Raw genomic sequence first — 23,357 nt, 5'->3', positions numbered from 1 at the left:
TTCTTTTTGATATATAATCATCAAATGACATGCCGTAATGTACTAAAAGTTGATGAGGTTACCTGGAGGTAAGTGAGAAGTTTATTCTTCCATCCAGCCCAATATTGCATTGACCCAAGGGATATCAAATATTAGCCATTCATTAGTTTGTTTTGTCCATATCTGAAGTCCTTTAGGGTAACCAAGATTGGATTTATATTCTCCATAGGTTATAGCAATTGAATTTCTAGTCGCATATACCGTATTTGACCATTTATTACCAATTTCGTTACCATTAAAGTAAAATGTCCTATCAAAATCATTTTGAGCAGTTTTGCTAGAGTATTCAAAATTAGCATTTACGTTAAACCTGTTTGTAATCGATAACTTCTTATGAGTTAAATCCACTAAATAATAATCATTGCTCGATGCTTTATGCAGAAGATGATTCATAGGATCAACCTTAAAATAACCATTTAGTATTCCTTTAGATAAAGAATCGTGTGTATAAAACTCCTCGTCTATGTCTGAATCAATATTATATCTTCTAATTGCTACTTTATGATACATATCTTTTTTAAGCGTATCTATTAGACGATGATGAACTACGTAGAGAAAAGACGTATTATCCACCCAATAGGTTTCAATGTTTGGAAATTGAGCATCTGAATACATGGCTGGACCAGACTTTACATCTTCTATGATTAATTTTCGATTTCCTGAATAATCATTTAACCAGATTTTATAAGGTAGATTTGTGCGGTCGAGTTCCAAATAGTGCGTATTATTAGGATTACTTCTATCTTTTCGGGGTTTATACCATGTATTTTCAGTAATAAAATCGTATGCTTTTGAGTTAAGGTTTAGAGCTAAATATCCTTTGCCTGTGAATGAATTATTCCTGTAAAAAATAAGAGTATCCGAATTGTTGTGAATTGCAATAAAATGGTCACCATCTTCTGTTTTAATTATTGAAGATTGTTTCAAATCTATCACACTTCCATAAGAAGGAATGTAATATTTGTTTTTATAGATGATTCCGCTATAGTTACTAAAGCCAACGCGAGAAGTTTTAAATCCATCCTTTCTATCGCCGATCTGGATAATGGTGTCTTTTCCAATAAATATTCCATTTTTGAAATTATAGCTGGTCACATAATTAAAGGATCCATTTCCTTCCATAAATTCTGCTACTATTAGTTTTTGGATTTTATCTTGAGCAGAAAGTATGAGATGGTTGGTTATAAAAAGGATTAATAGGAATATTCTCATAATTATATAGTTTAATTATTAGTGATTAATGCTCTTTATTTAGCTAACAAAGGATATATTTCACTTTCAATATGCGCTTCTTCTATCAGCATAGCAAGTTGTTTAACTTTTTTAGGATTTGAAGTCGCTAAATTATTTTGTTCGAACGGATCTTTGTCAATATTATATAGCTCATAGTAAGAATCTTTAGGTGATCCGACTTTCTGTTTAATCAATTTCCAGCTTTTGGATAGAACTGCTTGTCTTCCTCCATCTTCATGAAATTCCCAATACAAATATTTATGTTTCTTTTGCTTTGTATTCTTTACGAGTGTCGGCAAAAAAGATATGCCATCATTTTGAGTAGATGGTGTTAAATTAGCGAGTTCTAATATAGTGTTGTACACATCCCAAAATGCTCCAACATGTTTAATATCTTGATTGGGAGCAATTTTGTTTTTCCAATTTACGATTAGTGGAGTACGTACACCTCCTTCATATAGCGACCTTTTGACGCCTTTAAAACCTGCTGTACTGTTGAAAAAATCAGGATCAGCTCCACCTTCACGATGTGCACCGTTGTCACTTGTAAATAGGATAATTGTATTTTCGCGCAATCCTAATTCATCAAGTTTTTCTATTATTTGACCCACGTAAGCATCCATTCGAGTGATCATTGCAGCATAGGTCGCGCGTGGCTTGTCCACAGAAGCATATCCACCTATGGTTGCATTTGGCCCATAATCTTGACCTTTGTGTGGAGTCTCCACAAAAGCATTTTCATACATTTTGAAATATTCATCATCAGGGCCAGCTAATTCAGCATGAGGCAATACTGTAGGAACAAAAAGGAAGAATGGTTTTTGTTTATTGTCATCAATAAATTTCAACGTCTGTTCTTGAATAAGAGTAGGCGCATAATGAACTTTGTCTGCTAAATTATTTCCAGCAAGGATCACACGTTTGTCATTGTGCCACAAATGCGTAGGGTAGTAGCGGTGTGATTGTCGCTGACAATTATATCCATAAAAGGTATCGAATCCTTTGAGGTTAGGATCTCCGCTAGTTCCGACCATTCCAAGTCCCCATTTCCCAAATGCTCCAGTTACATATCCATTTTGCTGTAGATCCATCGCAAAAGTTCGTATGGAGTCAGCTAAGGGTTCTTGACCTTCGGGCTCGATTTCTTTGTTTCCACGCACATAAGTATGACCTGTATGCTTTCCTGTCATTAAAGACGCGCGTGAGGGTGCACATACAGAAGTGCCAGCATAGAATTGGGTGAATTTTGCGCCCTGCTGAGCCAATTTGTCTATATTTGGTGTTTTGATTTTAGTTTGGCCATACGCACCAAGATCCCCAATACCTAAATCATCCGCCATTATAAACACAATATTTGGGTTCCTAGTTTGCCCATTCACTGATATGGCTAATGTAAATAGGATAATTGTAATAAATTTGCTTATTTTCTGCATTTAGCTAAAATTATTCTATGAAAAAATAAAATGTAATCCAATAAATAGATTTTAAATTTATAAAATTTTAGTTAAAATTATTGTGTAATATTTAAAATACATAGCATTAATAATTCTTATGTATTCCCATAAAAAGTGAATCAGATTTTTTTCATGGATAAATATAAGTAAGAATAACGAATTGATTCTTATTCAATTTATTATATTTTGATGCACAACATAACTGTTAATTTATTAAACATAAAAAGGTTCTTTTCATTGCTGAAAAGAACCTTTTTACGAAAGGAGAATTATTAAAATATTATCCTTCTGATGTATTTAAGAATACAAACTTGCCATCGAACACATCCAATTGAATAATTGAATCTGAAGTTACTTTGCCAGCTAATATTTCTTTGGACAATTCGTTCAAAATTCGTTTTTGAATAACACGTTTCAATGGACGTGCACCGTAAATCGGATCGTAACCCAACTGTGCTAACCAATCCAAAGCTTCTTCTGTCGCTGTCAATTGAATATTTTGTTCAGCCAATTGACGAGTAACGTGATGGAACTGCATACGTACAATATCTCCGATTTCATTTCTGCTCAACGGAGTGAACATAATGATCTCATCAATACGGTTCAAAAACTCAGGACGAATAGATTTTTGTAATAATTCAAAAACTTCGTCTTTTGTTTTCGCTATGATCTCATCACGATTCACCTCTGTCAGCGTAGAGAAATTCTCTTGGATAATGTGCGAACCTGTATTCGAAGTCATGATGATAATTGTATTTTTGAAGTTTACGACACGACCTTTGTTGTCAGTCAAATGTCCATCATCCAATACTTGTAACAAAATGTTAAATACGTCCGGATGCGCTTTTTCAATCTCATCCAATAACACAACAGAATAAGGACGACGACGAACTGCTTCAGTCAATTGACCACCTTCATCATAACCCACATATCCTGGAGGCGCACCGATCAATCGTGATACCGAATGACGTTCTTGATATTCTGACATGTCGATACGTACCAAGGCTTGCTCATCATCGAATAAGAACTCAGCTAAAGCTTTTGCTAATTCCGTTTTACCTACCCCCGTAGTACCTAAGAAGATAAATGATCCAATAGGACGTTTAGCATCACTTAAACCAGCTCGTGAACGACGGATAGCATCCGAAATCGCTTCAATAGCTTCTTCTTGACCAGCAACACGTTTGTGTAATTCTGTTTCTAAGTTTAACAATTTCTCACGTTCCGATTGTACCATTTTGCTTACTGGAATACCAGTCCAACGGGATACCACATCTGCGATATCTTCAGCGGTAACTTCTTCTTTCAGCATACGTGAGCTTTTTTGTTTTTCGCTTAGTTCAGCTTTCAATTTTTCTACCGTATCTTGTGCTTCTTTGATTTTTCCGTAGCGTAATTCAGCAACTTTACCATAATCACCTGCACGTTCGGCTTGATCAGCTTCTAATTTATAGTTCTCTATATTTTGCACTTCTTGGTTCACGCGATCAACGAGTGTTTTCTCGGCTTGCCAAGCTGCTTTCAACGAATCACGTTCAGCCGAAAGATTCGCAATAGTCTCCGATAATTCAGCTACCTTTTTCTCATCTTTCTCGCGTTTGATCGCTTCACGCTCAATTTCTAGTTGCATGATACGACGATCTAATTCATCAACAGCTTCTGGCACCGAATCCATTTCCAAACGCAATTTAGAAGCCGCTTCATCGACTAAGTCAATCGCTTTATCTGGTAGGAAACGATCTGTGATATAACGTTGTGATAGTTCCACAGCCGCTATAATCGATTCGTCGAGAATACGCACTTTGTGGTGCGTTTCGTAACGTTCTTTCAAACCACGAAGGATTGAAATAGCATCTTGTGTATCCGGTTCTTCGACCATCACCTTTTGGAAGCGACGCTCAAGGGCTTTATCCTTTTCAAAATATTTTTGGTACTCATTCAGCGTTGTCGCACCGATAGCACGCAATTCTCCACGCGCTAAAGCAGGTTTCAAGATATTAGCGGCATCCATTGCGCCTTCGCCACCACCTGCGCCAACTAATGTATGAATCTCATCGATGAATAAGATGATTTCTCCATCAGAATCCGACACCTCTTTTACCACAGCTTTCAAGCGCTCTTCAAATTCACCTTTATATTTCGCCCCAGCAATCAATGCTCCCATATCTAGGGAGAATACAGTCTTAGATTTCAAATTTTCTGGTGCGTCACCTTTGATGATACGATGCGCAATACCTTCAGCAATCGCAGTTTTACCTACACCTGGCTCACCGACCAATATTGGATTATTCTTCGTTCTACGCGATAGAATCTGCATCACACGCCGAATTTCTTCATCACGTCCGATTACAGGATCTAATTTTCCTGATTCTGCGAACTCATTCAAGTTGCGTGCGTATTTGCCTAATGCATTATATGTAGCTTCTGCATTTGGGTCTGTCACTCTATTATTTCCTCTCAATTCTTTTATAGCTAATTTTAAATCTTTTTCATTTATTCCTTGATCTTTTAAGAGACTCCCCACTTTGTCTGAAGAGGAGAGAAGTGCTAATAAAAGATGTTCTATTGACACATATTCGTCATTAAATTCTTTCAAATAGCTTTGTGCTTTCTGAAGAACTGATGCCGCATTATTACTTAGATAAATATTGCTTCCCGATACCTTTGGTAATGCATCTACCAGTTTATCGGTTTCCGTGCTAATGTAATTGCTATTTGCATTAAGCTTTTTAAGTAAATGCGAAATAACATTTTCATCGACGCTTAGTAATGCTTTTAGTATATGTGCAGGCTCAATTGCTTGTTGCTGATTTGCTGTCGCAATTTCTGAAGCCTTTTGTATGGCTTCCTGAGCTTTGATAGTGTAATTGTTAAAATTCATATCTGTTTTCCTTTCGGTTTACATACATATTTTAACAAATGGAATGCCTATAGGTTTTGGAAGTATAAAATCGGAAATTTTGTCTGTTCTGAATAAATTATAAGGACATTATTTCAGCTTGTTTATTAGAATAATGAAGTTTTGGCAAAAAATAAAGCGCAAGGATCATCTTGCGCTTTTCAAATTTTGTATGGGCTATATTATTAGCCTAAGTAAGATTTTAAAATTTTGCTACGAGAAGTGTGACGTAGACGTTGTAATGCTTTGTCTTTGATTTGACGTACACGCTCTCTTGTTAAATTAAATTTTTCACCGATTTCCTCAAGTGATAGTGGGTGATTAGATCCTAATCCGAAGAATAATACGATAATCTCTCTTTCTCTTTCTGTTAATGTAGATAGGGAACGTTTGATTTCTTCTGATAATGACTCGTCGATCAATGAACTATCTGTATCTGGGTCAGAGTTTTCCAATACATCTAATAGTGTATTTTCTTCACCTTGTACAAATGGTGCATCCATTGAAACGTGTCTACCCGAATTACTCAATGTATCCGAAACTTTATCTACCGTAGTTTCTAAGATATCTGCTAATTCTTCTGGAGAAGGCTCGCGTTCGTACTCTTGTTCTAATTTTGAGAAAGCTTTGCTGATTTTGCTCAATGAACCAACCTGGTTCAAAGGTAAACGAACGATACGTGATTGTTCAGCGATAGCTTGCAAAATAGATTGACGAATCCACCACACCGCATAAGAGATGAATTTAAAACCTTTTGTTTCGTCAAAACGTTTTGCTGCTTTGATTAGGCCTAAGTTACCTTCGTTAATCAAGTCACCTAAAGTAAGACCTTGATTCTGATATTGTTTAGCTACAGAAACGACGAAACGTAAGTTGGTTTTTGTTAATTTCTCTAATGCCACTTGATCCCCCTCGCGAATACGTTGAGCCAAGATTACCTCTTCTTCAGCAGTAATCAAGTCAACTTTACCAATTTCATGTAAATACTTGTCAAGAGATTGTGATTCACGATTCGTGATCGATTGTGTAATTTTGAGCTGTCTCATTAATTTTTATACCTTTTTTCTGGATGTTGCAAAAATACGAAAAAAACAAGTCTTTTCGTGTAATAATTTTGTAATTTATTGCTTCATTATGAGGAAGTTGTGAATCGTATTGAAGTGTTTACTTTACTTCAAAAATCATTCCAAAAAATATTAAATAATGTTAACGTTCCATTATAAAGCAATAAATAATTTTTGTTTCATAATTAAAACCTTTTTGTCGCTAAAATGTTTTTTCAATATAAAATTATATTAAATGAAAAAGTTAATTATCCGCTTAGATCAGGTTATGGCTAAAAGAAGAATGTCACTTAATGAATTGAGTGAACATGTAGGGATTACTTTATCAAATCTGTCAATATTAAAAAATAATAAAGCTAAAGCTATTCGTTTATCCACATTGGCAGCCATTTGCAAGGCTTTAGACTGCCAACCTGGAGATATAATAGTGTATGAAGAAGATTGATTTTTTAATTAATGATAGATTTATTTCTCAAACCGATATCCTTTTAAAAACTCATTTATTTCCATACGTTTTTTGCCTTCAATTTGAATCATTTTCAAATTGATAAAGCCATCATTTGTGGCAAATTTTAAATACGTTTTACCATCGGTTTCGTAAGTTCCAGACTCTTTCTGATGGGATTGAATTTCTTTTTCTGCCTCATAGACTTTAAGCACTTTCCCATGTAAATATGTGAAGGCTGTAGGATAGGGGCTTAATCCACGTATAAGGTTGTAGATTTTTTCTGTGGAATTATTCCAGTCAATTAGACAATCTTCTTTGAAAATTTTAGGAGCATGTTTCAGATCTTCTATCTTAAAGTCTTCTTGTGGAATAGGCTTTATCGTATTATTACGAAGACCTTCAATTGTTTTGATTAACGTTTCGGCTCCGGCGTTCATTAATTTATCATGAAGTATTCCGGCATTATCTGTTTCGGCAATATCTACTTTTGTCGCCAAAAGAATATTTCCTGTATCTATTTCATGTTGTAGAAGGAAGGTAGTTACACCGGATTGTTTTTCACCATTAATTACAGCATGGTTGATAGGCGCGGCACCACGATACTGAGGAAGCAAGGACGCATGTACATTTATTGTTCCCATAGGAGGCATATTCCAGACCATTTCTGGTAACATTCGGAAAGCAACTACGACTTGCAGGTCTGCATTATAGGACTTTAACTCTTCAATGAATTGAGGATCTCTCAATTTTTCGGGTTGCAGTACAGGTAATGCATTTGCTTCCGCAAATACTTTAACAGCAGATTTGTTTAATTTTTGTCCTCTACCAGCTGGTTTGTCTGGAGCAGTAATCACAGCAACAACATTTTCTCCAGCATCAAGCAAAGCTTTTAGTGAAGCTACTGCAAAATCTGGAGTTCCCATAAAAACGATACGCATATATTCTTATTACTTTTATTTTAAAACGGTATAACTTGAATTTGTCAAGTGCCAAAAATTATTAACTTTGCGAAGTTACAAAATAATATTGCAGGTTGAATTTTCCTTTATTTTTAGCCAATAGAATAAATATAAAAGGTCAACGGACTTTTTCAAAACTTATTGTGCGTGTCACAATAGGCGCGTTGTCTATTGCCATAATAGCTATTCTATTATCTGTCGCTATCCTTCGAGGGTTCAAAGAAGAAATTACCACGAAGCAACGTGGTTTTTTTGGTGATATTGTGGTAACTAAACAGACATTGGCGGATTATGAGCTGATGCCAGTCTTCTTGAGTGATTCCCAAACTACTCAAATACTTTCTATTCCAAATATCGAATCCATAAACGGTTTTGCGACTAAAGTAGGTATAATCAATGTCAATTCAGAGGTCGAAGGAGTGATGTTAAAAGGCGTTGAACCGAACTATGATCAGCGTTTTTTGAAAAGCTCTTTAGTTGACGGCGAAATTTTAGATTTGAATGCAGAAAATGCTGAACAACAACTTTTAGTATCTTATTACTTAGCTAATCGCTTAAATTTAAAAGTTGGTGATGATGTCATCATGTCCTTTGTTCAGGAGAATAGAACGCGTAAGCGCAAATTTCTGATAAAGGGAATTTATCGTACTAATTCTGATGATTGGGACAAAAATTATGTGGTAGGTTCTATCGAAATTATTCGGAAGATGAATCATCTGCTTGTGAATGAAACAGGCGCCTATGAGATTCGCGTAAAAGATTTTAAGCAGCTCGAGCACTCCACTGAAGCAGTGAATGAGGCATTGCCGGTATCATTGAAAGCGACAAATGTCATAGAATATTGGGCGGATGTGTTCAATTGGCTTGAAATGCTAGATATGAATGATGATATCATATTTGTACTGATGGTAATAGTGGCAGTTATTAATATGATTTCCTCTTTGCTGATCACGATTTTGGAACGTACCAATATGATAGGAATTTTGAAAGCTTTAGGTATGAATAATACAGCCTTGCGTAAAGTGTTTATGATGAATTCTTTGTATATCATTGGGTATGGTCTTTTGATTGGAAATGTAGTGGCGATGGTAGCTTATTTTTTCCAACGAACAACACACTTTTTCAAACTAGATCCAAGTATTTATTACTTAGAGTTTGTTCCTATGCATATTGATTTTCTAACAGTAGTTATCTTAAATATATCTGTTATTGTATTGGTTTTCTTGACCACGATCATTCCTTCGATGTTAATTACGCGAATATCTCCTATAAAAACTATTCAGTTTAAATAAATACTCGATCGTTGTATTCCGAAATGCCGTCTTTTTTTTGTATTTTAACTGCGGAGAATACTTCTTCAAAGTTGAATAGAAAAAATTATAGCAGATATCGATGAATAACAAAGTATTAGACCATTTAATTCATGCTTTTCAGGCTCCGCTTACCAATCCCGTTTTAATTTTTTCTTTAGTATTACTTATTATTCTATTATCGCCTATTTTACTAAGACCGATTCGCGTTCCTGGGATTATTGGTTTGATTATAGCTGGGGTAATTATTGGTCCTCATGGTTTAAATTGGTTAGAAAAGAATTCAGCTGTTAATTTATTCTCTACCATAGGTCTGCTTTATATTATGTTTATTGCCGGACTTGAATTAGATATGAATGAATTCAAGAAAACCAAACATAAAAGCGGTCTTTTTGGATTTTTCACCTTTATAATCCCGATAATAATCGGTTTTCCTGTGTGTTTTTACGGGTTAGGGTATGATCTGTTGCCTAGCATTCTGATAGCGAGTATGTTTGCTACACATACCTTGGTTTCCTATCCAATTGTGAATCGCTATGGTATTTCGAAACACGAAGCGGTAGCCATTACTATAGGTGGAACCATTCTTACAGACACTGCAGTGTTGATTATTTTGGCTGTTATCACAGGGGCTTCACAAGGAAATATTAATCAAGAGTTTTGGGTTACATTGGGTGTATCATTTGCTGTTTTTCTTCTGATTATGTTTGGTGTAATTCCCCGCATTGCCAAATGGTTTTTCCAACGAGTAGAATCAGAGAAGACCGGACATTATATTTTTGTACTTACTGTAGTTTTCTTCTCCGCATTTATGGCCGAAATGGCAGGACTAGAGCCGATTATTGGAGCATTCGTAGCAGGTTTAGCATTAAATAAGTTAATACCGCATTCTTCAGCTTTGATGAATCGTATTGAATTTATTGGAAACGCTATTTTTATTCCTTTCTTCTTGATATCGGTAGGGATGATTGTAGATATCAGTGTACTTACCAAGGGTCCAATGGCATTGATAGTGGCAGGTACACTTACTGTCGTGGCTGTTTTAGGAAAGTTTCTTGCTGCCACCGCTACGCAATTAACCTTCAAATATTCTTCCAGTCAGCGCAATCTAATTTTCGGATTGAGCAATGCGCACGCTGCAGCTACATTAGCCGTGATCATGGTGGGGCACAGCAATGGCTTAATTGATGAAAATGTCTTGAATGGTACGATTGTATTAATATTGATAACCTGTATTATAGCCTCTATGGTGACTGAAAGTGCTTCTAAAAAAGTTGTACGAGAAGGACATCAGGATGATGAGCATATCGAGCATGTCGAAGAATCAGAAGAACAAATCATGATTCCATTGGCTAATATGAACAATATGGAACCTATATTGGATTTTGCGGCATTGATACGTTCCAAAAAATCGCACTATCCAATAAGTATAGTTAGTGTGGTGAAAGACAATGAACAGGCCGAAATAAATGTACAGGAAGCTAAACGCAATTTGGAAAGTACGGCTAAATATGCTTCTGGTTCAGAAACGGAAGTCGAATTGCTAACCACTGTAGATATTAATATTCCGGCAGGTATCGCCCGCATGTCGAAAAAAGTATTGGCTGACTGTATTATAATGGGTTGGCCTAGTGTTGCTTCCTTTGTTGAAAAAATCGTAGGAGAAAAAGCAGAAAGTATCCTGAATAATACTGATACCACGCTCTTTATGTGTAAAATTGAGAAACCTTTAATTTCTCATCGTTCCATTACTGTTTTTGTTCCGCCTTTGGCAGAGTCTGAGGTCGGTTTTGAATATTGGATGGACAAAATTTTAAAATTGGCTCGAGAATTGTCCCTTCCAATTTGCTTTGTGTGTGATTCGCGTACAGAAGAATATATTCAACAGCTGAAAAAAAGCCTTAAATCTTCTGTGAAAATGACATTTGGAAACTACGAAGATTGGGATAATATTTATGGTGTAGCTACTTATAGTAACTCCGATTCTTTACTTGTTTTTGTATCTTCAAGACAAGGTGAAGTTTCCTACAGGGATTCATTAGATGGCTTAGCAAAACGTGTAGGTCGTTATTATAAAAACCAGAATTTGATATTGATTTTCCCAAGTCGACAAGAAAATCAACATATCGACGAGTACGAATCTATTCAAACTTCGCCATTATTCCGCAAAATCACACGCGAAATTGGTAATATATTTAATAAAGAGAAATCCAACTAAAACTATTTATTATGGGCGAAAAAATCACAATGGGAAACAATGGTGTGTTAAATGTTCCTAATACACCAATAATACCTTTTATTATAGGAGATGGAATAGGACCAGACATTTGGAATGCTGCCGTTCGTGTATTTGATGAAGCAGTACAGAAAGTCTATTCTGGAGAAAGAGCGATTGAATGGAAAGAAGTTTTAGCTGGTGAAAAGGCTTTTAATACAACAGGAAGTTGGCTTCCCGAAGAAACATTAGCTACTTTCAAAGAATATTTAGTCGGAATTAAAGGACCGTTGACTACGCCGATTGGAGGAGGTATTCGTTCGTTGAATGTTGCTTTGCGCAAAGAGTTGGATTTATATGTATGTCTTCGTCCCACAAAATGGTACGAAGGAGTTCCTTCTCCCGTTAAACGACCGCAAGATGTGAATATGGTGATCTTTCGTGAGAATACAGAAGATATTTATGCAGGAATTGAGTTTGCTGCAGGTACCTCGGAGTCAAAGCAATTACAGCATTACCTCTTGAACGATTTAAATGTTGATTATTCTTTCAATGAAAATACAGGTGTAGGTATTAAAATCGTTTCGGAAGAAGGTTCAAAACGTTTAGTTCGCTCGGCAATTGAATATGCTATTACGCATAAATTACCGTCAGTGACAATTGTTCATAAGGGTAATATTATGAAATATACCGAAGGGGCTTTCAAGAATTGGGGTTTTGAGGTAGCGGAAACAGAATTTGCAGAGTATACCTATACATGGGGACAGTGGGAGAGAACTAAAACGGAAAAGGGTCAAGAAGTTGCCAACACTGAACAAAAAGAGGCTGAATTAGCTGGCAAAATCATTATTAAAGATATCATTGCGGATAATTTTTTACAACAAATATTATTAGCGCCGAAAGATTATGCTGTTGTTGCGACATTAAATTTAAATGGAGATTATATTTCGGATGCTTTGGCAGCAATGGTAGGGGGTATAGGTATTGCTCCTGGAGCAAATATCAATTACAAAACTGGTCACGCTATTTTCGAAGCTACACATGGTACGGCTCCTCGATTTGCTAATACCAATACGATGAATCCTTCATCAGTGATATTGAGTGGAGTTATGATGCTGGAATATTTGGGTTGGCAAGAAGCGGCAGATAAGATTGTTGAAGCTCTGTCTCAAACAATAAAGGATAAAACCGTTACAATAGATTTTTATAACTTGATGGAGAATGCAACCTTATTGAAAACAAGTGAGTTTGCAGATAAAATAATAGCGAAGCTTTAAAATGTTATACGAAGAATTACCTGCTTTTGTACGTGAGTCAACGGTATTAAGTGAAGAGGAAAAAATAAAACTGACAACTGTAGATTCACTTCCTTCGGAATTGGAAGTAGATTCATTTCGAATGCTTTCGAATATACAAGAATTAACAAATGCCTTTATTGGAGATGAGAGTACCAGAAATGTACATTTACAAGAAAAGGCAAAAGAATTTATTGCGGTAAATGATATTCTTTCGGCATGGAAAGTGATTTTACTATAATAATAGTAAAATCACTTTTATTAGCTAAACATATTGTCTGAATCTCTAAAGAAGAAATAATAGATAATAGCCAATATTATAATAGCAATTATAATCACGAGAATAATATTCTTACCAGCTGGCTTATCACCCTCTTCTTCATTCACAACATCAGGGACTTTTCCTTCCCAATCTTTTTGTTCATTTTTTTCTTCTTGCATAGTAGTATATAATTGTTGCTATAAATAGAACAATCTTTATGCTAAGAAGTTTGATTTGTGCTAAAAAAGAAAAAGCTCAACCTTTGAAAGATTGAGCTATATTTTTATACTTTTTTAGAATCTTAGCTTTCTTTGAAATAATGTCTTATCTCGTTTCTCAAGTTATAGTTTGAAGCCATTACTTCACCGTATGCACCAGCAGTACGGATAGCCATTAAATCACCACGTTTGCTAACTGGTAATTTTACTTCTTTGCCAAAGCAATCCGAACTTTCGCAGATAGGTCCCACCACATCGTAGTTTAGTACTTTATCTTCTGAAGATATTTCTCCAATTTTCTCAATTTTGTGGTAAGCTTGATATAAAGCAGGACGCATTAATTCAGTCATACCTGCATCCAGGATTAAGAAGTTTTTCTTTTGACCACTTTTCGTATAAAGGACTTTGCTGACTAATGTGCCACATTGTGCTACCAAGGCTCTTCCTAATTCGAAATGCACTTCATGCTGTGCGGTACGTTCCAAGAATTTGTCGAAGACGTCAAAGTAAGCTTCAAAATCAGGAATCGGATTTTCATCAGGATTTTTGTAATCTACACCTAATCCACCGCCGACATTGATTACTTTGATGTAAGTACCACGTTCTTCAAAGAAGTTTTTCCATTCGTTAACTTTCACACAAAGGCTTTTGAAAACATTCATATCTGTAATCTGAGAACCCACATGGAAATGCAATCCAATTAAATTGATATTCGCACAGTTTTTAATTACTGCAGCGGCCTTTTCCAATTCCGAATTAGGTACACCAAATTTATTCTCGTCCAATCCTGTAGTAATGTAATGGTGTGTATGTGCATCGACATTTGGATTGATGCGCAACGAAACATTTGCTTTTTCGCCAACTTGCTCTGCCAATTCATTGATCACCTCCAGCTCTTGGATAGATTCTACATTGAAAGCAAAGATTTGATGCTTTAAAGCGGAAATAATCTCTTTGTCAGATTTTCCAACACCAGCAAAAGTAATTTTATCAGCTGAAAATCCGAGCTCAATAGACTTTTCTACTTCATTACCACTTACACAATCTGCCCCAAAACCTTTGGATTGAATAACGGATAAAATTCTGTCATTGAAATTTGCTTTCAATGCATAATGAATGTGAAAATTACGTTTGTCCGCAGCTTTTTTGGCTATTTCAAGCGTACGTTCTAACAATGTTAAATCGTAGAAATAAAACGGTGTCTCTTGCTGAGAAAGACTTTCTTGTATGTGTTTATTTTGAAACATATGGTAGATCTTCAGCTATTAAAATAATCTATTGTGTAATGAACGTAAAGCTTCAGTTTTGTGTTTTGAATCTAATAAGATAGAAACATTGTAATCCGAACCACCATATGAAATCATACGGATAGGCAAGTGTTTTACAGCATCTAACACGCGCGCTGCATAACCGTGCGTATTTGCTCCAAAATCACCAACCACGCAAATGATAGTTTGTCCTTCATCTACACCTACTTTACCAAAAACTTCTACTTCTTTGATAATTTCCAATAAATTGCTTGTGTCGTCAATTGACATCGAAACAGCCACTTCGGAAGTTGTGATCATATCAATTGGAGTTTTGTAACGCTCGAAGATTTCAAATACTTTACGTAAGAAACCGTAAGCTAATAACATACGTGAAGAGTGGATGTGAATAGCTGTAATACCATCTTTAGCGGCGATAGCACGAATAGAACCTTTTTCAGCCCCATTTTTAGAAATCAAAGTTCCTTGGGCTGTAGGATCCATAGTATTTAAAAGACGTACAGGTACATTGTATTTTTGAGCAGGGAATACCGATTGTGGATGTAAGATTTTTGCACCAAAATAAGCTAATTCGGCAGCTTCATCAAAACTCAAATTCGCAATGGGTTTTGTGCCCGAAACTACGCGAGGGTCATTATTGTGCATGCCGTCGATATCTGTCCATATTTGAACTTCTTCGGCTTTGATAGCTGCTCCGATTAATGATGCTGTATAGTCAGAACCACCACGACGCAAGTTGTCAATTTCGCCGAAAGAATTTCTACATATATACCCTTGCGTAATGAAAAGTGTGTTTTCAGAGTTCTGTTCTAAGAACGGAGTTATTTTTTCTGTGATGTATTCAACAATAGGTTCGTTATCCTCGTCAATTTTCATGAAATCCAATGCTGGCAATAAAACCGATGGTACGTTGATCTCCGTAAGGTGCAAATGCCACAGGGTAGTGGACAACAATTCACCTTGCGCCAGAATGATTTTTTCTTCTGTCGGCGTGAATACGTCGTGATTTCCAAAATCCGAGATTAAGTTAAAGTGATAATCAATTAATTCTTTACCTTTTTGAAGACCTTCAGGAGTAGTGAATAATTCTTTGATTAAATCTTCGTATTTATCCTTATGTGCCTTTATTAATTCTAAAGCTTTTGACTTATCTCTATCCGAAAATGCTTGAGAAATCTCTACCAATGCATTTGTTGTGCCTGACACTGCAGACAACACAACGATCTGACGCTCATTAGGGTTTACTATATCCAACAACCCTTTGATGCGTGCTGCACTTCCTACCGAAGTACCACCAAATTTTAAAACTTTCATGTTATAATTAGTAAGTATTTTTTGAATCTGTTAAAAATATTGCGACAAATATACATATACAAAAATGCGGCACAAAATGCTAATAAGCCCTTGTGCCGCATAAGTTTTATGCGGAAGAATTACTTCTTCAGATTATCAATAAGCAATTGAGCAAGCTCTTCACCGATACGCTCTTGCGCTTCGTTAGTAGCAGCACCAATATGTGGCGTCAAAGACACCTTAGGGTGTTTCAGCAAATCAACACGTGGAGTAGGTTCGTCATCAAATACATCCAAACCTGCGAAAGCAACTTTACCCGAATTTAACGCATTGATTAATTCTAATTCATCAATTACACCACCGCGAGAAGCGTTTACTAAACCAACACCATCTTTCAATAATGCAAATTCTTCTTTACCTATTGCTGGTTTATCCAAGAAAGGAACGTGCAATGATATAAAATCAGAAACAGCGAACAAGTCGTTCAATTCCACTTGTTTTACTGGAATATCAACAGTTACATTACCTGAGAAATCTAATGTCAACGCTTTAGGTCCTTCGAACAAATCGTAGTACACTACGTCCATTCCCATACCTAAAGCAATTTTAGCTGTTTCGCGACCGATACGACCAAAACCTACAACACCTAAAGTTTTACCTTTCAACTCTACACCAGCAGCGTATTGTTTTTTCAAAGCAGCAAAATTTACATTACCATCAACCGGCATTTTGCGATTTGAATCGTGTAAGAAACGTACACCTGTTAATAAGTGTGCGAATACTAATTCTGCTACAGAGTGAGAAGAAGCTGCAGGCGTATTGACAACTGCTATACCTTTAGAGCGAGCATATTCTACATCGATATTGTCCATACCTACACCACCACGGCCAATAGCTTTGATATTTGGACACGCATCGATTAATTCTTTACGAACTTTAGTCGCGCTACGTACAGTAATAGCGTCGTATTCGTTTAATCTGTCTGCTAATTCTGCCTGAGGGATATGGTTAGTATCTACAGTGAAACCAGCATTTTCTAATATTGTTTTACCGATAGGATCAATCCCATCATTGGCTAATATTTTCATTTAATTTAGTTTTATTATTTGTGACTCTCTTCAAACTCGCGCATAGTATCCACTAAAGCATTGATTGATGTAATGCTCAACGCATTGTAAATCGAAGCTCTAAAACCACCTACCGAACGGTGACCTTTGATACCGATCAAGTTACGTTGTTTAGCCAAAGCTAAGAATTCTGCTTCTAATTCTGGTGTATCCATTACAAAAGTAACATTCATTCTAGAGCGGTCTTCTACAGCAGCAGTACCTGTGAAGAATGGATTTCTTTCTATTTCATCGTACAAAGTACGTGCTTTAATAATGTTTTCTTGCTCGATAACTTTGATACCACCTTTAGCTTTCAACCAACGTAAATTCAACATAGAAACATAGATGGAATAAACAGGAGGCGTGTTGTACATTGAGCCAGCTTTAGCGTGTTCTTGGTAGTTGAATATAGTAGGGATAGTACGGCCTGATTTACCTAATAGATCGTTTTTAACGATTACTAAAGTAACACCCGCAGGTCCCATATTTTTTTGCGCACCTGCATAGATTAAATCATATTCAGCTACATTGATTTCTCTACTCAAAATATCCGAAGACATATCAACTACTGTAGGAATAGATGTTTCTGGTTTTTCAAAAACTTCCGTTCCGTAGATTGTATTATTTGACGTAAAATGGAAATAAGTAGCATCCGAAGGAATTTCGAAATTTTTTGGAACATAGGTATAGTTGCTATCTTTTGAAGAGGCAACAATCTCAATTTGTCCAAAGTTCTTTGCTTCTTTAGCGGCTTTACTAGCCCACACACCTGTATCCAAGTATGCAGCTTTACCACCTTCAGGCAATAAGTTCATCGGTACCATCGCAAATTGTTGGCTTGCACCACCTTGCAAAAATAGAACCGAATAGTCTTCTGGAACATTTAATAATTCGCGAACTAAGCTTTCAGTCTCTGCTACAACCTCTTCAAACTCTTTAGAGCGGTGAGAGATCTCTAATATCGATAAACCTGTATTATTGAAGTCAAGAACTGCCTTTGCAGCCTCTTGAAATACCTCTTGAGGTAAGATACATGGTCCTGCTCCAAAATTATGTTTCATTACTATTTGTGTTTGTTTTAATTTTTATCGGCAAATATAACAGCTTTTTTAATTAATTGTCAAAATAAAATGGTATTCTTTGTGAAAAATTCATCAATTAATAGTTTTTTGTAAAATTAAAACATCAAAATGACAAATTGATTAGTGGACTAACTGTCCCCTAAGGAGTTATAAAACACGAAATTAGAACTGCGAAGAATATCTAAATTTCAGGCTAAATCAAAGGAAGTTTTATTACCTCAAAAGTCCTTATTGTCGATAAAAAATTGTAACTTCGCGAGGTATCGTATTATAGTAATTCGTATCAAAAAATTAGTTTTACAGATTCCTATTTAAAATATGGCTGAAGAAACAGAAAATGACAATAATTTAGTTCCTGCTAACGACAGGATCGTAAAAATCAATATCGAAGACCAAATGAAATCTGCCTACATCGATTACTCGATGTCGGTTATTGTGTCTCGTGCTTTGCCTGATGCAAGAGATGGTCTTAAACCTGTACACAGACGTGTATTATATGGTATGGATGGACTAGGAGTAACTTCTGGAAAACCATATAAAAAGTCTGCCCGTATCGTAGGGGAAGTATTAGGTAAGTACCACCCACATGGTGACTCTTCGGTCTATGATACCATGGTACGTATGGCGCAACACTGGTCTATGCGCTACCCAATGGTAGATGGTCAAGGTAACTATGGTTCCTTGGATGGTGATCCACCAGCAGCTATGCGCTATACAGAAGCACGTCTTCGCAAGGTTGCGGAAGAGATGTTAGCCGATCTGAAAAAAGATACGGTTGATTTCCAACTAAACTTTGATGACTCCGAACAAGAGCCTACTGTATTACCAACACGTATTCCTAACTTATTGGTGAATGGTGCTTCGGGTATCGCTGTAGGTATGGCGACTAACATGGCTCCGCACAATTTGACAGAAGTAATCGATGGAACTATTGCTTATATAGATAATAGAGATATTGAGATTTCTGAGTTAATGAAACACATTAAAGCGCCAGATTTCCCAACAGGAGGTGTAATTTATGGTCACTATGGTGTACGCGAAGCTTTCGAGACTGGTAGAGGTCGTATTGTAATGCGTGCCAAAGCAGAGATCGAAACTACGAAATCAGGTCGCGAAATTATTGTCGTAACAGAAATACCTTATTTGATTAATAAAGCAGATATGATTAAACGTACTGCAGAGTTGATCAATGAGAAAAAATTAGAAGGTATCTCAGAAATACGTGATGAATCGGCTAAAGATGTTCGTATTGTATACGAAGTAAAACGTGATGCAAATGCTAACGTGGTACTGAATAATCTATTCAAACATACTTCATTGCAATCCTCTTTCTCTGTGAATAACATTGCCTTAGTAAAAGGACGTCCAATGTTAATGAACTTGAAAGATATGATTCAAGCTTTCGTAGAACACAGACATGATGTAGTTGTACGTCGTACGAAATTTGAATTAGCAGAAGCTGAAAAGCGTGCACATATCTTAGAAGGATATTTGATCGCTTTGGATCATTTGGATGAAGTAATTAAGTTGATTCGTAATTCCGAAACACCAGAAGAAGCTCGTGTGGGCTTGATGGAGAAATTCGGTTTATCAGATATTCAGGCTCGCGCCATCCTTGATATGACGTTACGTCGTTTGACAGGACTAGAACGCGAGAAAATCAAAGAAGAATATGCTGAATTGATGAAGACTATCGATTACTTGAAACAAGTATTAGCGGACGAAGGTTTGCGTTATCAAATTATCAAAGACGAATTAATCGAAGTAAAAGAGAAATTTGGTGATGAGCGTCGTTCAGTTATTGTACATTCAGCTGAAGATATGACAATGGAAGACTTCATCGATGATGAAGAAGTCGTAATTACCATTTCGCATAATAGCTACGTAAAACGTACGCCACTTTCTGAGTACAAACGTCAGGGTCGTGGTGGTAAAGGTTCTATCGGATCGAATACACGTGACGAAGACTTTACAGAACATATTATTACAGCTACGGCTCACAACTATATGTTGTTGTTCACGGAATCAGGACGTTGTTTCTGGTTGCGTGCATTCGAGATTCCTGAGGGAAGCCGTACTTCTCGCGGTCGTGCATTGCAAAACATCATTAACGTACCCAAAGAGGAGAAAATAAAAGCGTACATATTGGTGAAAAACTTGAAAGACCAAGAATACTTGGAAAACAACTTCATCATCATGTGTACTAAGCAAGGTACTATTAAGAAAACTTCACTAGAAGCTTATTCTCGTCCTCGTGCTAATGGTATCAATGCTATCAATATCAACGAAGGAGATCAGTTGATCGAAGCTTGTTTGACTAGCGGAAATAGTGAAATTGTAATGGCATTACGTTCTGGTAGAGCTATTCGTTTTAATGAATCTACGGTACGTCCAATGGGTAGAACGGCTACAGGTGTTCGTGGTGTGACTTTAGCACACGAAAAAGATGAAGTAGTTGGCATGATTAGTGTTAATAGTTCTGAAGTATCTGTTTTGGTGGTTTCCGAAAAGGGCTATGGTAAACGTACGGATCTTGATGATTACCGTATCACCAACCGTGGAGGTAAAGGAGTCAAAACCATTAACGTAACAGAGAAAACAGGTGAATTGGTTGCAATTAAAGATGTGACGGATAATGATGACTTAATGATTATCAACAAATCTGGTATTGTGATTCGTATAGGTGTGGATACATTACGTGTAATGGGACGTGCAACACAAGGTGTTCGTTTGATTACATTGAAAGAAAACGATGAAATTGCATCTATCACGAAAGTTGCCCGCGAAGAAGAGGAAGAATTAGAAATAGAAGGAGAGGAAAGCGTAGAAGGCACAGAAGATTCAGCTGCAGATCAAGATAATAATTCGGTTTCAGAGGAATAAAAAAATATGAAAGCACTTACAGCTTCAATATTATTTGCATGCTTAAGTACAACTGTTGTAGCTCAATCCAATTACAAGGAGAGCTCCAACAGTTTTGCTAAGTATACTATCAAAGGTGAGTTCAAGGATTTGGAAAATGCTAAAAAATTCATTGATGCTGCCTACAAAACAAAACGTGATTCTTCATCGACAAAGAATAATATTCTTCGTGCGATGGTGTATAGCTCATTGGCTTATGCGGATTCGACACGTAAATTAAAAGGCGACAAAGACCATATCGATGCATCAATTGATGCCGTAAATCGTATTCGACAAAAAGATCGTTCTCATTACGAAAATGAGCTCAATTATGTGAATCAAAATCTTATTGCAGCTTATATTTATAAAGCAAATAAGGAGATTGAGAAAAACGAATACGAAAAAGCATACAACAGTTTTTTGGAAGTTGAACGTCTGGGATCCCAATCCGAAGATGTGTTACGTAATCTGGCATACCTATCAGCTCAAGCTGGCAAAACAGAGGAAGCTATCAATTATTACAAAAAATTAATAGTAGGTACGGAAGTAAATGCCTTGACGTACATCTCGCTTGCTAAACTTTATAAGACAAATAAGGACAACCAATCTTATTTGAGCACCTTACAAAAAGCAAGAGAACTTTATCCTGAAGACAAAACTATTCTTTTTCTTTTAGTAGAAGCATTTGCGGAAAACAAAAGCTATCAAGCAATTACACCAATCATTGCGGAAGCTATTAATTATGAGCCAGATAATATTGAATTGTATTATTTAGCAGGATTCTCCAACGAAAATGTTGGAAATATTGCGGAGGCTAAAAAATATTATAGAAAAGTTTTAGATTTGGATGATAACAATTACGATGCTAACTTAGCATTAGGTTTGATTCATTTGAATGAGTTTCTGAAAGATAAAAATAATTTGGAGGCCCAATATTCTGCTCAAGATTATTTGTTGAAAGCGAATGGTATTAAGCCTTATGCTGAAAATGCCTTAAAAGGATTAGCTTTGTTTTACGAAACATCCGATGACCAAGAACAATTAGATAGAGTGAAAACACTCTTGAATCAATTATCGAATAATTAAATACTAAACATATGAACATTAAAAAAGGAATTATTTTTACAGCCATATTCGTTTCGGCAGGTTCATTATTTGCCCAAACTGGAAATATCAAAAAGGCGCAAACTAATTTTCAAAAGTATTTTGAAGTTAAACAAGCAGGCACACCTCAATTAGGAACAACATATATCACGACAGCAAAAGAAGCTATTGATGCAGCTGTAGTACATGAAAAGACTAAAGAGTCTGCAGAAGCATGGACAATTTATTCATTAGTGTACGGTAACCTTGGCGCTGACAACAACAGCGAAGAGGATATCAATAAAGCAAAAGAGGCTATTGCAAAAGCAAGATCTTTAGATACGGATAAGAAAAACGAAGAAAACATCAAAAATAGTGAGCACAACTTATATGCTTACAATTTTAACAAAGGTGTAGCTGCCTGGGACAAACAAGATTATCCTGGCGCATACAATGCTTTCTCTGATGCATTAACCTACATGCCAGGTGATACGACATTGACTTACTATGCAGGTATCGCAGCGGTGCAAAGTCAAGACTATCAAAAAGGCTTGGAGAAATACTTAGCTTTAGTAGATAGAAAAGATTATTCAGAGCACAAAAAAATCGTTAAAGACATTCCTAACTTATATTTGTCTTTAAGCGATACTACAAATGCGTTGAAATATGCTAGAGAAGCTGCTAAAATGTATCCTGAAGATAATGAGATTGCAAATCAAAATATCAACTACAATATTGCTTTAGGTAATACTACGGGTATAATGAGTGAGTTAAAATCTCAAATAGAAAAAGAGCCAACTAACAAAACATTGTATTTCTATTTAGGTATTGCAGAATCTTCTTTGGGTAATAATGAAACAGCATTAGAAGCCTATAAAAAAGCGCTTGAAATTGATCCAAACTACGTAGATGCTAACATCAATGCAGGTGTATCTTTAGTTAATATTATCAAAGATGAACTTTCTGTAATTAATGCAGATAAAACATTGAGTAACAATCAATACAATTCAAAAGTAACTGCTCTAAAGGAAAAGGTGAAACCTGCTGAAGCTTATTTTGCTAAAGTGGTAGAAATCGAGCCAAATAACGAAAGTGCTTTGAGAGGTTTGAAAAGTGTTTACGACTTTTTACAATTAGAAGATAAAGCGAAAGCAATTCAAGATAAATTAAATGCATTGTAATACTTACATGCAGGAATAAAAAAATCGGCTTAACAAATTGTTAA

18 protein-coding genes are annotated in these 23,357 nt (G+C 36.0%); 8 read left to right on the top strand and 10 right to left on the bottom strand.

Going from position 1 to position 23,357, the window contains the following annotated elements; genetic code table 11:
- Positions 1–81: 81 nt before the first annotated feature.
- From G5B32_RS06420 to G5B32_RS06405, 4 genes are all read right to left on the bottom strand, one after another.
- Positions 82–1,251: a hypothetical protein gene (locus G5B32_RS06420; protein WP_165290722.1), complete on the bottom strand. Its 1,170-nt coding sequence runs from the start codon at positions 1,249–1,251 to the stop codon at positions 82–84.
- A gap of 35 nt (positions 1,252–1,286) precedes the next feature.
- The gene (locus tag G5B32_RS06415) at positions 1,287–2,705 is read right to left on the bottom strand and encodes an arylsulfatase (protein WP_165290721.1); all 1,419 of its coding nucleotides are present in this window, start codon (positions 2,703–2,705) and stop codon (positions 1,287–1,289) included.
- A gap of 301 nt (positions 2,706–3,006) precedes the next feature.
- Positions 3,007–5,607, bottom strand: a complete 2,601-nt coding sequence (clpB, locus tag G5B32_RS06410) for an ATP-dependent chaperone ClpB (protein ID WP_165290720.1) — start codon at positions 5,605–5,607, stop codon at positions 3,007–3,009.
- 203 nt (positions 5,608–5,810) lie between these two features.
- A complete protein-coding gene (locus G5B32_RS06405; protein ID WP_079642450.1) occupies positions 5,811–6,671 on the bottom strand; it encodes an RNA polymerase sigma factor RpoD/SigA in 861 nt (286 codons plus the stop codon).
- A 253-nt stretch (positions 6,672–6,924) separates the two neighbouring features.
- Between G5B32_RS06405 and G5B32_RS06400 the strand changes: the two genes are divergently transcribed.
- Positions 6,925–7,134, top strand: coding sequence for a helix-turn-helix domain-containing protein (locus G5B32_RS06400; protein WP_165290719.1), 210 nt, complete (start codon positions 6,925–6,927; stop codon positions 7,132–7,134).
- A 20-nt stretch (positions 7,135–7,154) separates the two neighbouring features.
- Here the strand turns inward: G5B32_RS06400 and fmt are convergent, their stop codons facing one another.
- Entirely contained in the window at positions 7,155–8,075 is a 921-nt protein-coding gene (gene fmt, locus G5B32_RS06395; protein WP_165290718.1) for a methionyl-tRNA formyltransferase, read from the bottom strand.
- A gap of 164 nt (positions 8,076–8,239) precedes the next feature.
- Here fmt and G5B32_RS06390 point away from each other — a divergent pair, with 164 nt between their 5' ends.
- The 4 genes from G5B32_RS06390 to G5B32_RS06375 all read left to right on the top strand — a co-directional run bounded on the left by G5B32_RS06390 (position 8,240) and on the right by G5B32_RS06375 (position 13,157).
- On the top strand, positions 8,240–9,388 hold the full coding sequence (locus tag G5B32_RS06390) for an ABC transporter permease (RefSeq protein ID WP_317166094.1): 1,149 nt from the start codon (positions 8,240–8,242) through the stop codon (positions 9,386–9,388).
- Positions 9,389–9,488: 100 nt separating this feature from the next.
- A complete protein-coding gene (locus tag G5B32_RS06385) occupies positions 9,489–11,624 on the top strand; it encodes a cation:proton antiporter (protein WP_165290716.1) in 2,136 nt (711 codons plus the stop codon).
- Positions 11,625–11,635: 11 nt separating this feature from the next.
- Complete coding sequence (gene icd / locus G5B32_RS06380) at positions 11,636–12,898, top strand: NADP-dependent isocitrate dehydrogenase (protein WP_165290715.1); 1,263 nt, start codon at positions 11,636–11,638, stop codon at positions 12,896–12,898.
- A 1-nt stretch (position 12,899) separates the two neighbouring features.
- Positions 12,900–13,157 (top strand): hypothetical protein, encoded by a 258-nt coding sequence (locus G5B32_RS06375; protein ID WP_165290714.1) that lies wholly within the window; start codon positions 12,900–12,902, stop codon positions 13,155–13,157.
- Positions 13,158–13,177: 20 nt separating this feature from the next.
- On the opposite strand, the gene G5B32_RS06370 is transcribed toward G5B32_RS06375, so the two are convergent.
- The 5 genes from G5B32_RS06370 to serC form a co-directional block, all read right to left on the bottom strand.
- A complete protein-coding gene (locus tag G5B32_RS06370; protein WP_165290713.1) occupies positions 13,178–13,357 on the bottom strand; it encodes a hypothetical protein in 180 nt (59 codons plus the stop codon).
- A gap of 122 nt (positions 13,358–13,479) precedes the next feature.
- Positions 13,480–14,643, bottom strand: coding sequence for a diaminopimelate decarboxylase (gene lysA, locus G5B32_RS06365; RefSeq protein ID WP_165290712.1), 1,164 nt, complete (start codon positions 14,641–14,643; stop codon positions 13,480–13,482).
- Positions 14,644–14,661: 18 nt separating this feature from the next.
- A complete protein-coding gene (locus tag G5B32_RS06360; protein ID WP_165290711.1) occupies positions 14,662–15,978 on the bottom strand; it encodes an aspartate kinase in 1,317 nt (438 codons plus the stop codon).
- Positions 15,979–16,097: 119 nt separating this feature from the next.
- Positions 16,098–17,045 carry a D-2-hydroxyacid dehydrogenase gene (locus G5B32_RS06355; protein ID WP_165290710.1) on the bottom strand — a complete coding sequence of 316 codons (948 nt, stop codon included), beginning with the start codon at positions 17,043–17,045 and terminating at the stop codon, positions 16,098–16,100.
- Between the two features lie 14 nt (positions 17,046–17,059).
- On the bottom strand, positions 17,060–18,127 hold the full coding sequence (gene serC / locus G5B32_RS06350) for a 3-phosphoserine/phosphohydroxythreonine transaminase (RefSeq protein WP_165290709.1): 1,068 nt from the start codon (positions 18,125–18,127) through the stop codon (positions 17,060–17,062).
- A gap of 339 nt (positions 18,128–18,466) precedes the next feature.
- On the opposite strand from serC, the gene gyrA reads away from it, so the two are divergent.
- Genes gyrA through G5B32_RS06335 form a run of 3 tightly spaced genes read left to right on the top strand, consistent with a single transcriptional unit; the run spans position 18,467 to position 23,313 of the window.
- Positions 18,467–21,031: a DNA gyrase subunit A gene (gene gyrA / locus G5B32_RS06345; protein WP_165290708.1), complete on the top strand. Its 2,565-nt coding sequence runs from the start codon at positions 18,467–18,469 to the stop codon at positions 21,029–21,031.
- Positions 21,032–21,037: 6 nt separating this feature from the next.
- On the top strand, positions 21,038–22,135 hold the full coding sequence (locus tag G5B32_RS06340; protein ID WP_165290707.1) for a tetratricopeptide repeat protein: 1,098 nt from the start codon (positions 21,038–21,040) through the stop codon (positions 22,133–22,135).
- A gap of 11 nt (positions 22,136–22,146) precedes the next feature.
- On the top strand, positions 22,147–23,313 hold the full coding sequence (locus G5B32_RS06335; protein WP_165290706.1) for a tetratricopeptide repeat protein: 1,167 nt from the start codon (positions 22,147–22,149) through the stop codon (positions 23,311–23,313).
- The last annotated feature ends 44 nt before the right edge of the window (positions 23,314–23,357 follow it).

Source organism: Sphingobacterium sp. SGL-16 (genome assembly GCF_011043515.1).
Lineage (GTDB): Bacteria > Bacteroidota > Bacteroidia > Sphingobacteriales > Sphingobacteriaceae > Sphingobacterium > Sphingobacterium litopenaei.
The sequence above is the reverse complement of the archived record's forward strand: the minus strand, read 5'-3'. Positions and strand labels throughout refer to the sequence as shown.

Coding starts and splice junctions, on each gene's coding strand:
- G5B32_RS06420 (WP_165290722.1), bottom strand. CDS start 1,251: ATGAGAATATTCCTATTAATCCTTTTTATAACCAACCATCTCATACTT.
- G5B32_RS06415 (WP_165290721.1), bottom strand. CDS start 2,705: ATGCAGAAAATAAGCAAATTTATTACAATTATCCTATTTACATTAGCC.
- clpB (WP_165290720.1), bottom strand. CDS start 5,607: ATGAATTTTAACAATTACACTATCAAAGCTCAGGAAGCCATACAAAAG.
- G5B32_RS06405 (WP_079642450.1), bottom strand. CDS start 6,671: ATGAGACAGCTCAAAATTACACAATCGATCACGAATCGTGAATCACAA.
- G5B32_RS06400 (WP_165290719.1), top strand. CDS start 6,925: ATGAAAAAGTTAATTATCCGCTTAGATCAGGTTATGGCTAAAAGAAGA.
- fmt (WP_165290718.1), bottom strand. CDS start 8,075: ATGCGTATCGTTTTTATGGGAACTCCAGATTTTGCAGTAGCTTCACTA.
- G5B32_RS06385 (WP_165290716.1), top strand. CDS start 9,489: ATGAATAACAAAGTATTAGACCATTTAATTCATGCTTTTCAGGCTCCG.
- icd (WP_165290715.1), top strand. CDS start 11,636: ATGGGCGAAAAAATCACAATGGGAAACAATGGTGTGTTAAATGTTCCT.
- G5B32_RS06375 (WP_165290714.1), top strand. CDS start 12,900: ATGTTATACGAAGAATTACCTGCTTTTGTACGTGAGTCAACGGTATTA.
- G5B32_RS06370 (WP_165290713.1), bottom strand. CDS start 13,357: ATGCAAGAAGAAAAAAATGAACAAAAAGATTGGGAAGGAAAAGTCCCT.
- lysA (WP_165290712.1), bottom strand. CDS start 14,643: ATGTTTCAAAATAAACACATACAAGAAAGTCTTTCTCAGCAAGAGACA.
- G5B32_RS06360 (WP_165290711.1), bottom strand. CDS start 15,978: ATGAAAGTTTTAAAATTTGGTGGTACTTCGGTAGGAAGTGCAGCACGC.
- G5B32_RS06355 (WP_165290710.1), bottom strand. CDS start 17,045: ATGAAAATATTAGCCAATGATGGGATTGATCCTATCGGTAAAACAATA.
- serC (WP_165290709.1), bottom strand. CDS start 18,127: ATGAAACATAATTTTGGAGCAGGACCATGTATCTTACCTCAAGAGGTA.
- gyrA (WP_165290708.1), top strand. CDS start 18,467: ATGGCTGAAGAAACAGAAAATGACAATAATTTAGTTCCTGCTAACGAC.
- G5B32_RS06340 (WP_165290707.1), top strand. CDS start 21,038: ATGAAAGCACTTACAGCTTCAATATTATTTGCATGCTTAAGTACAACT.
- G5B32_RS06335 (WP_165290706.1), top strand. CDS start 22,147: ATGAACATTAAAAAAGGAATTATTTTTACAGCCATATTCGTTTCGGCA.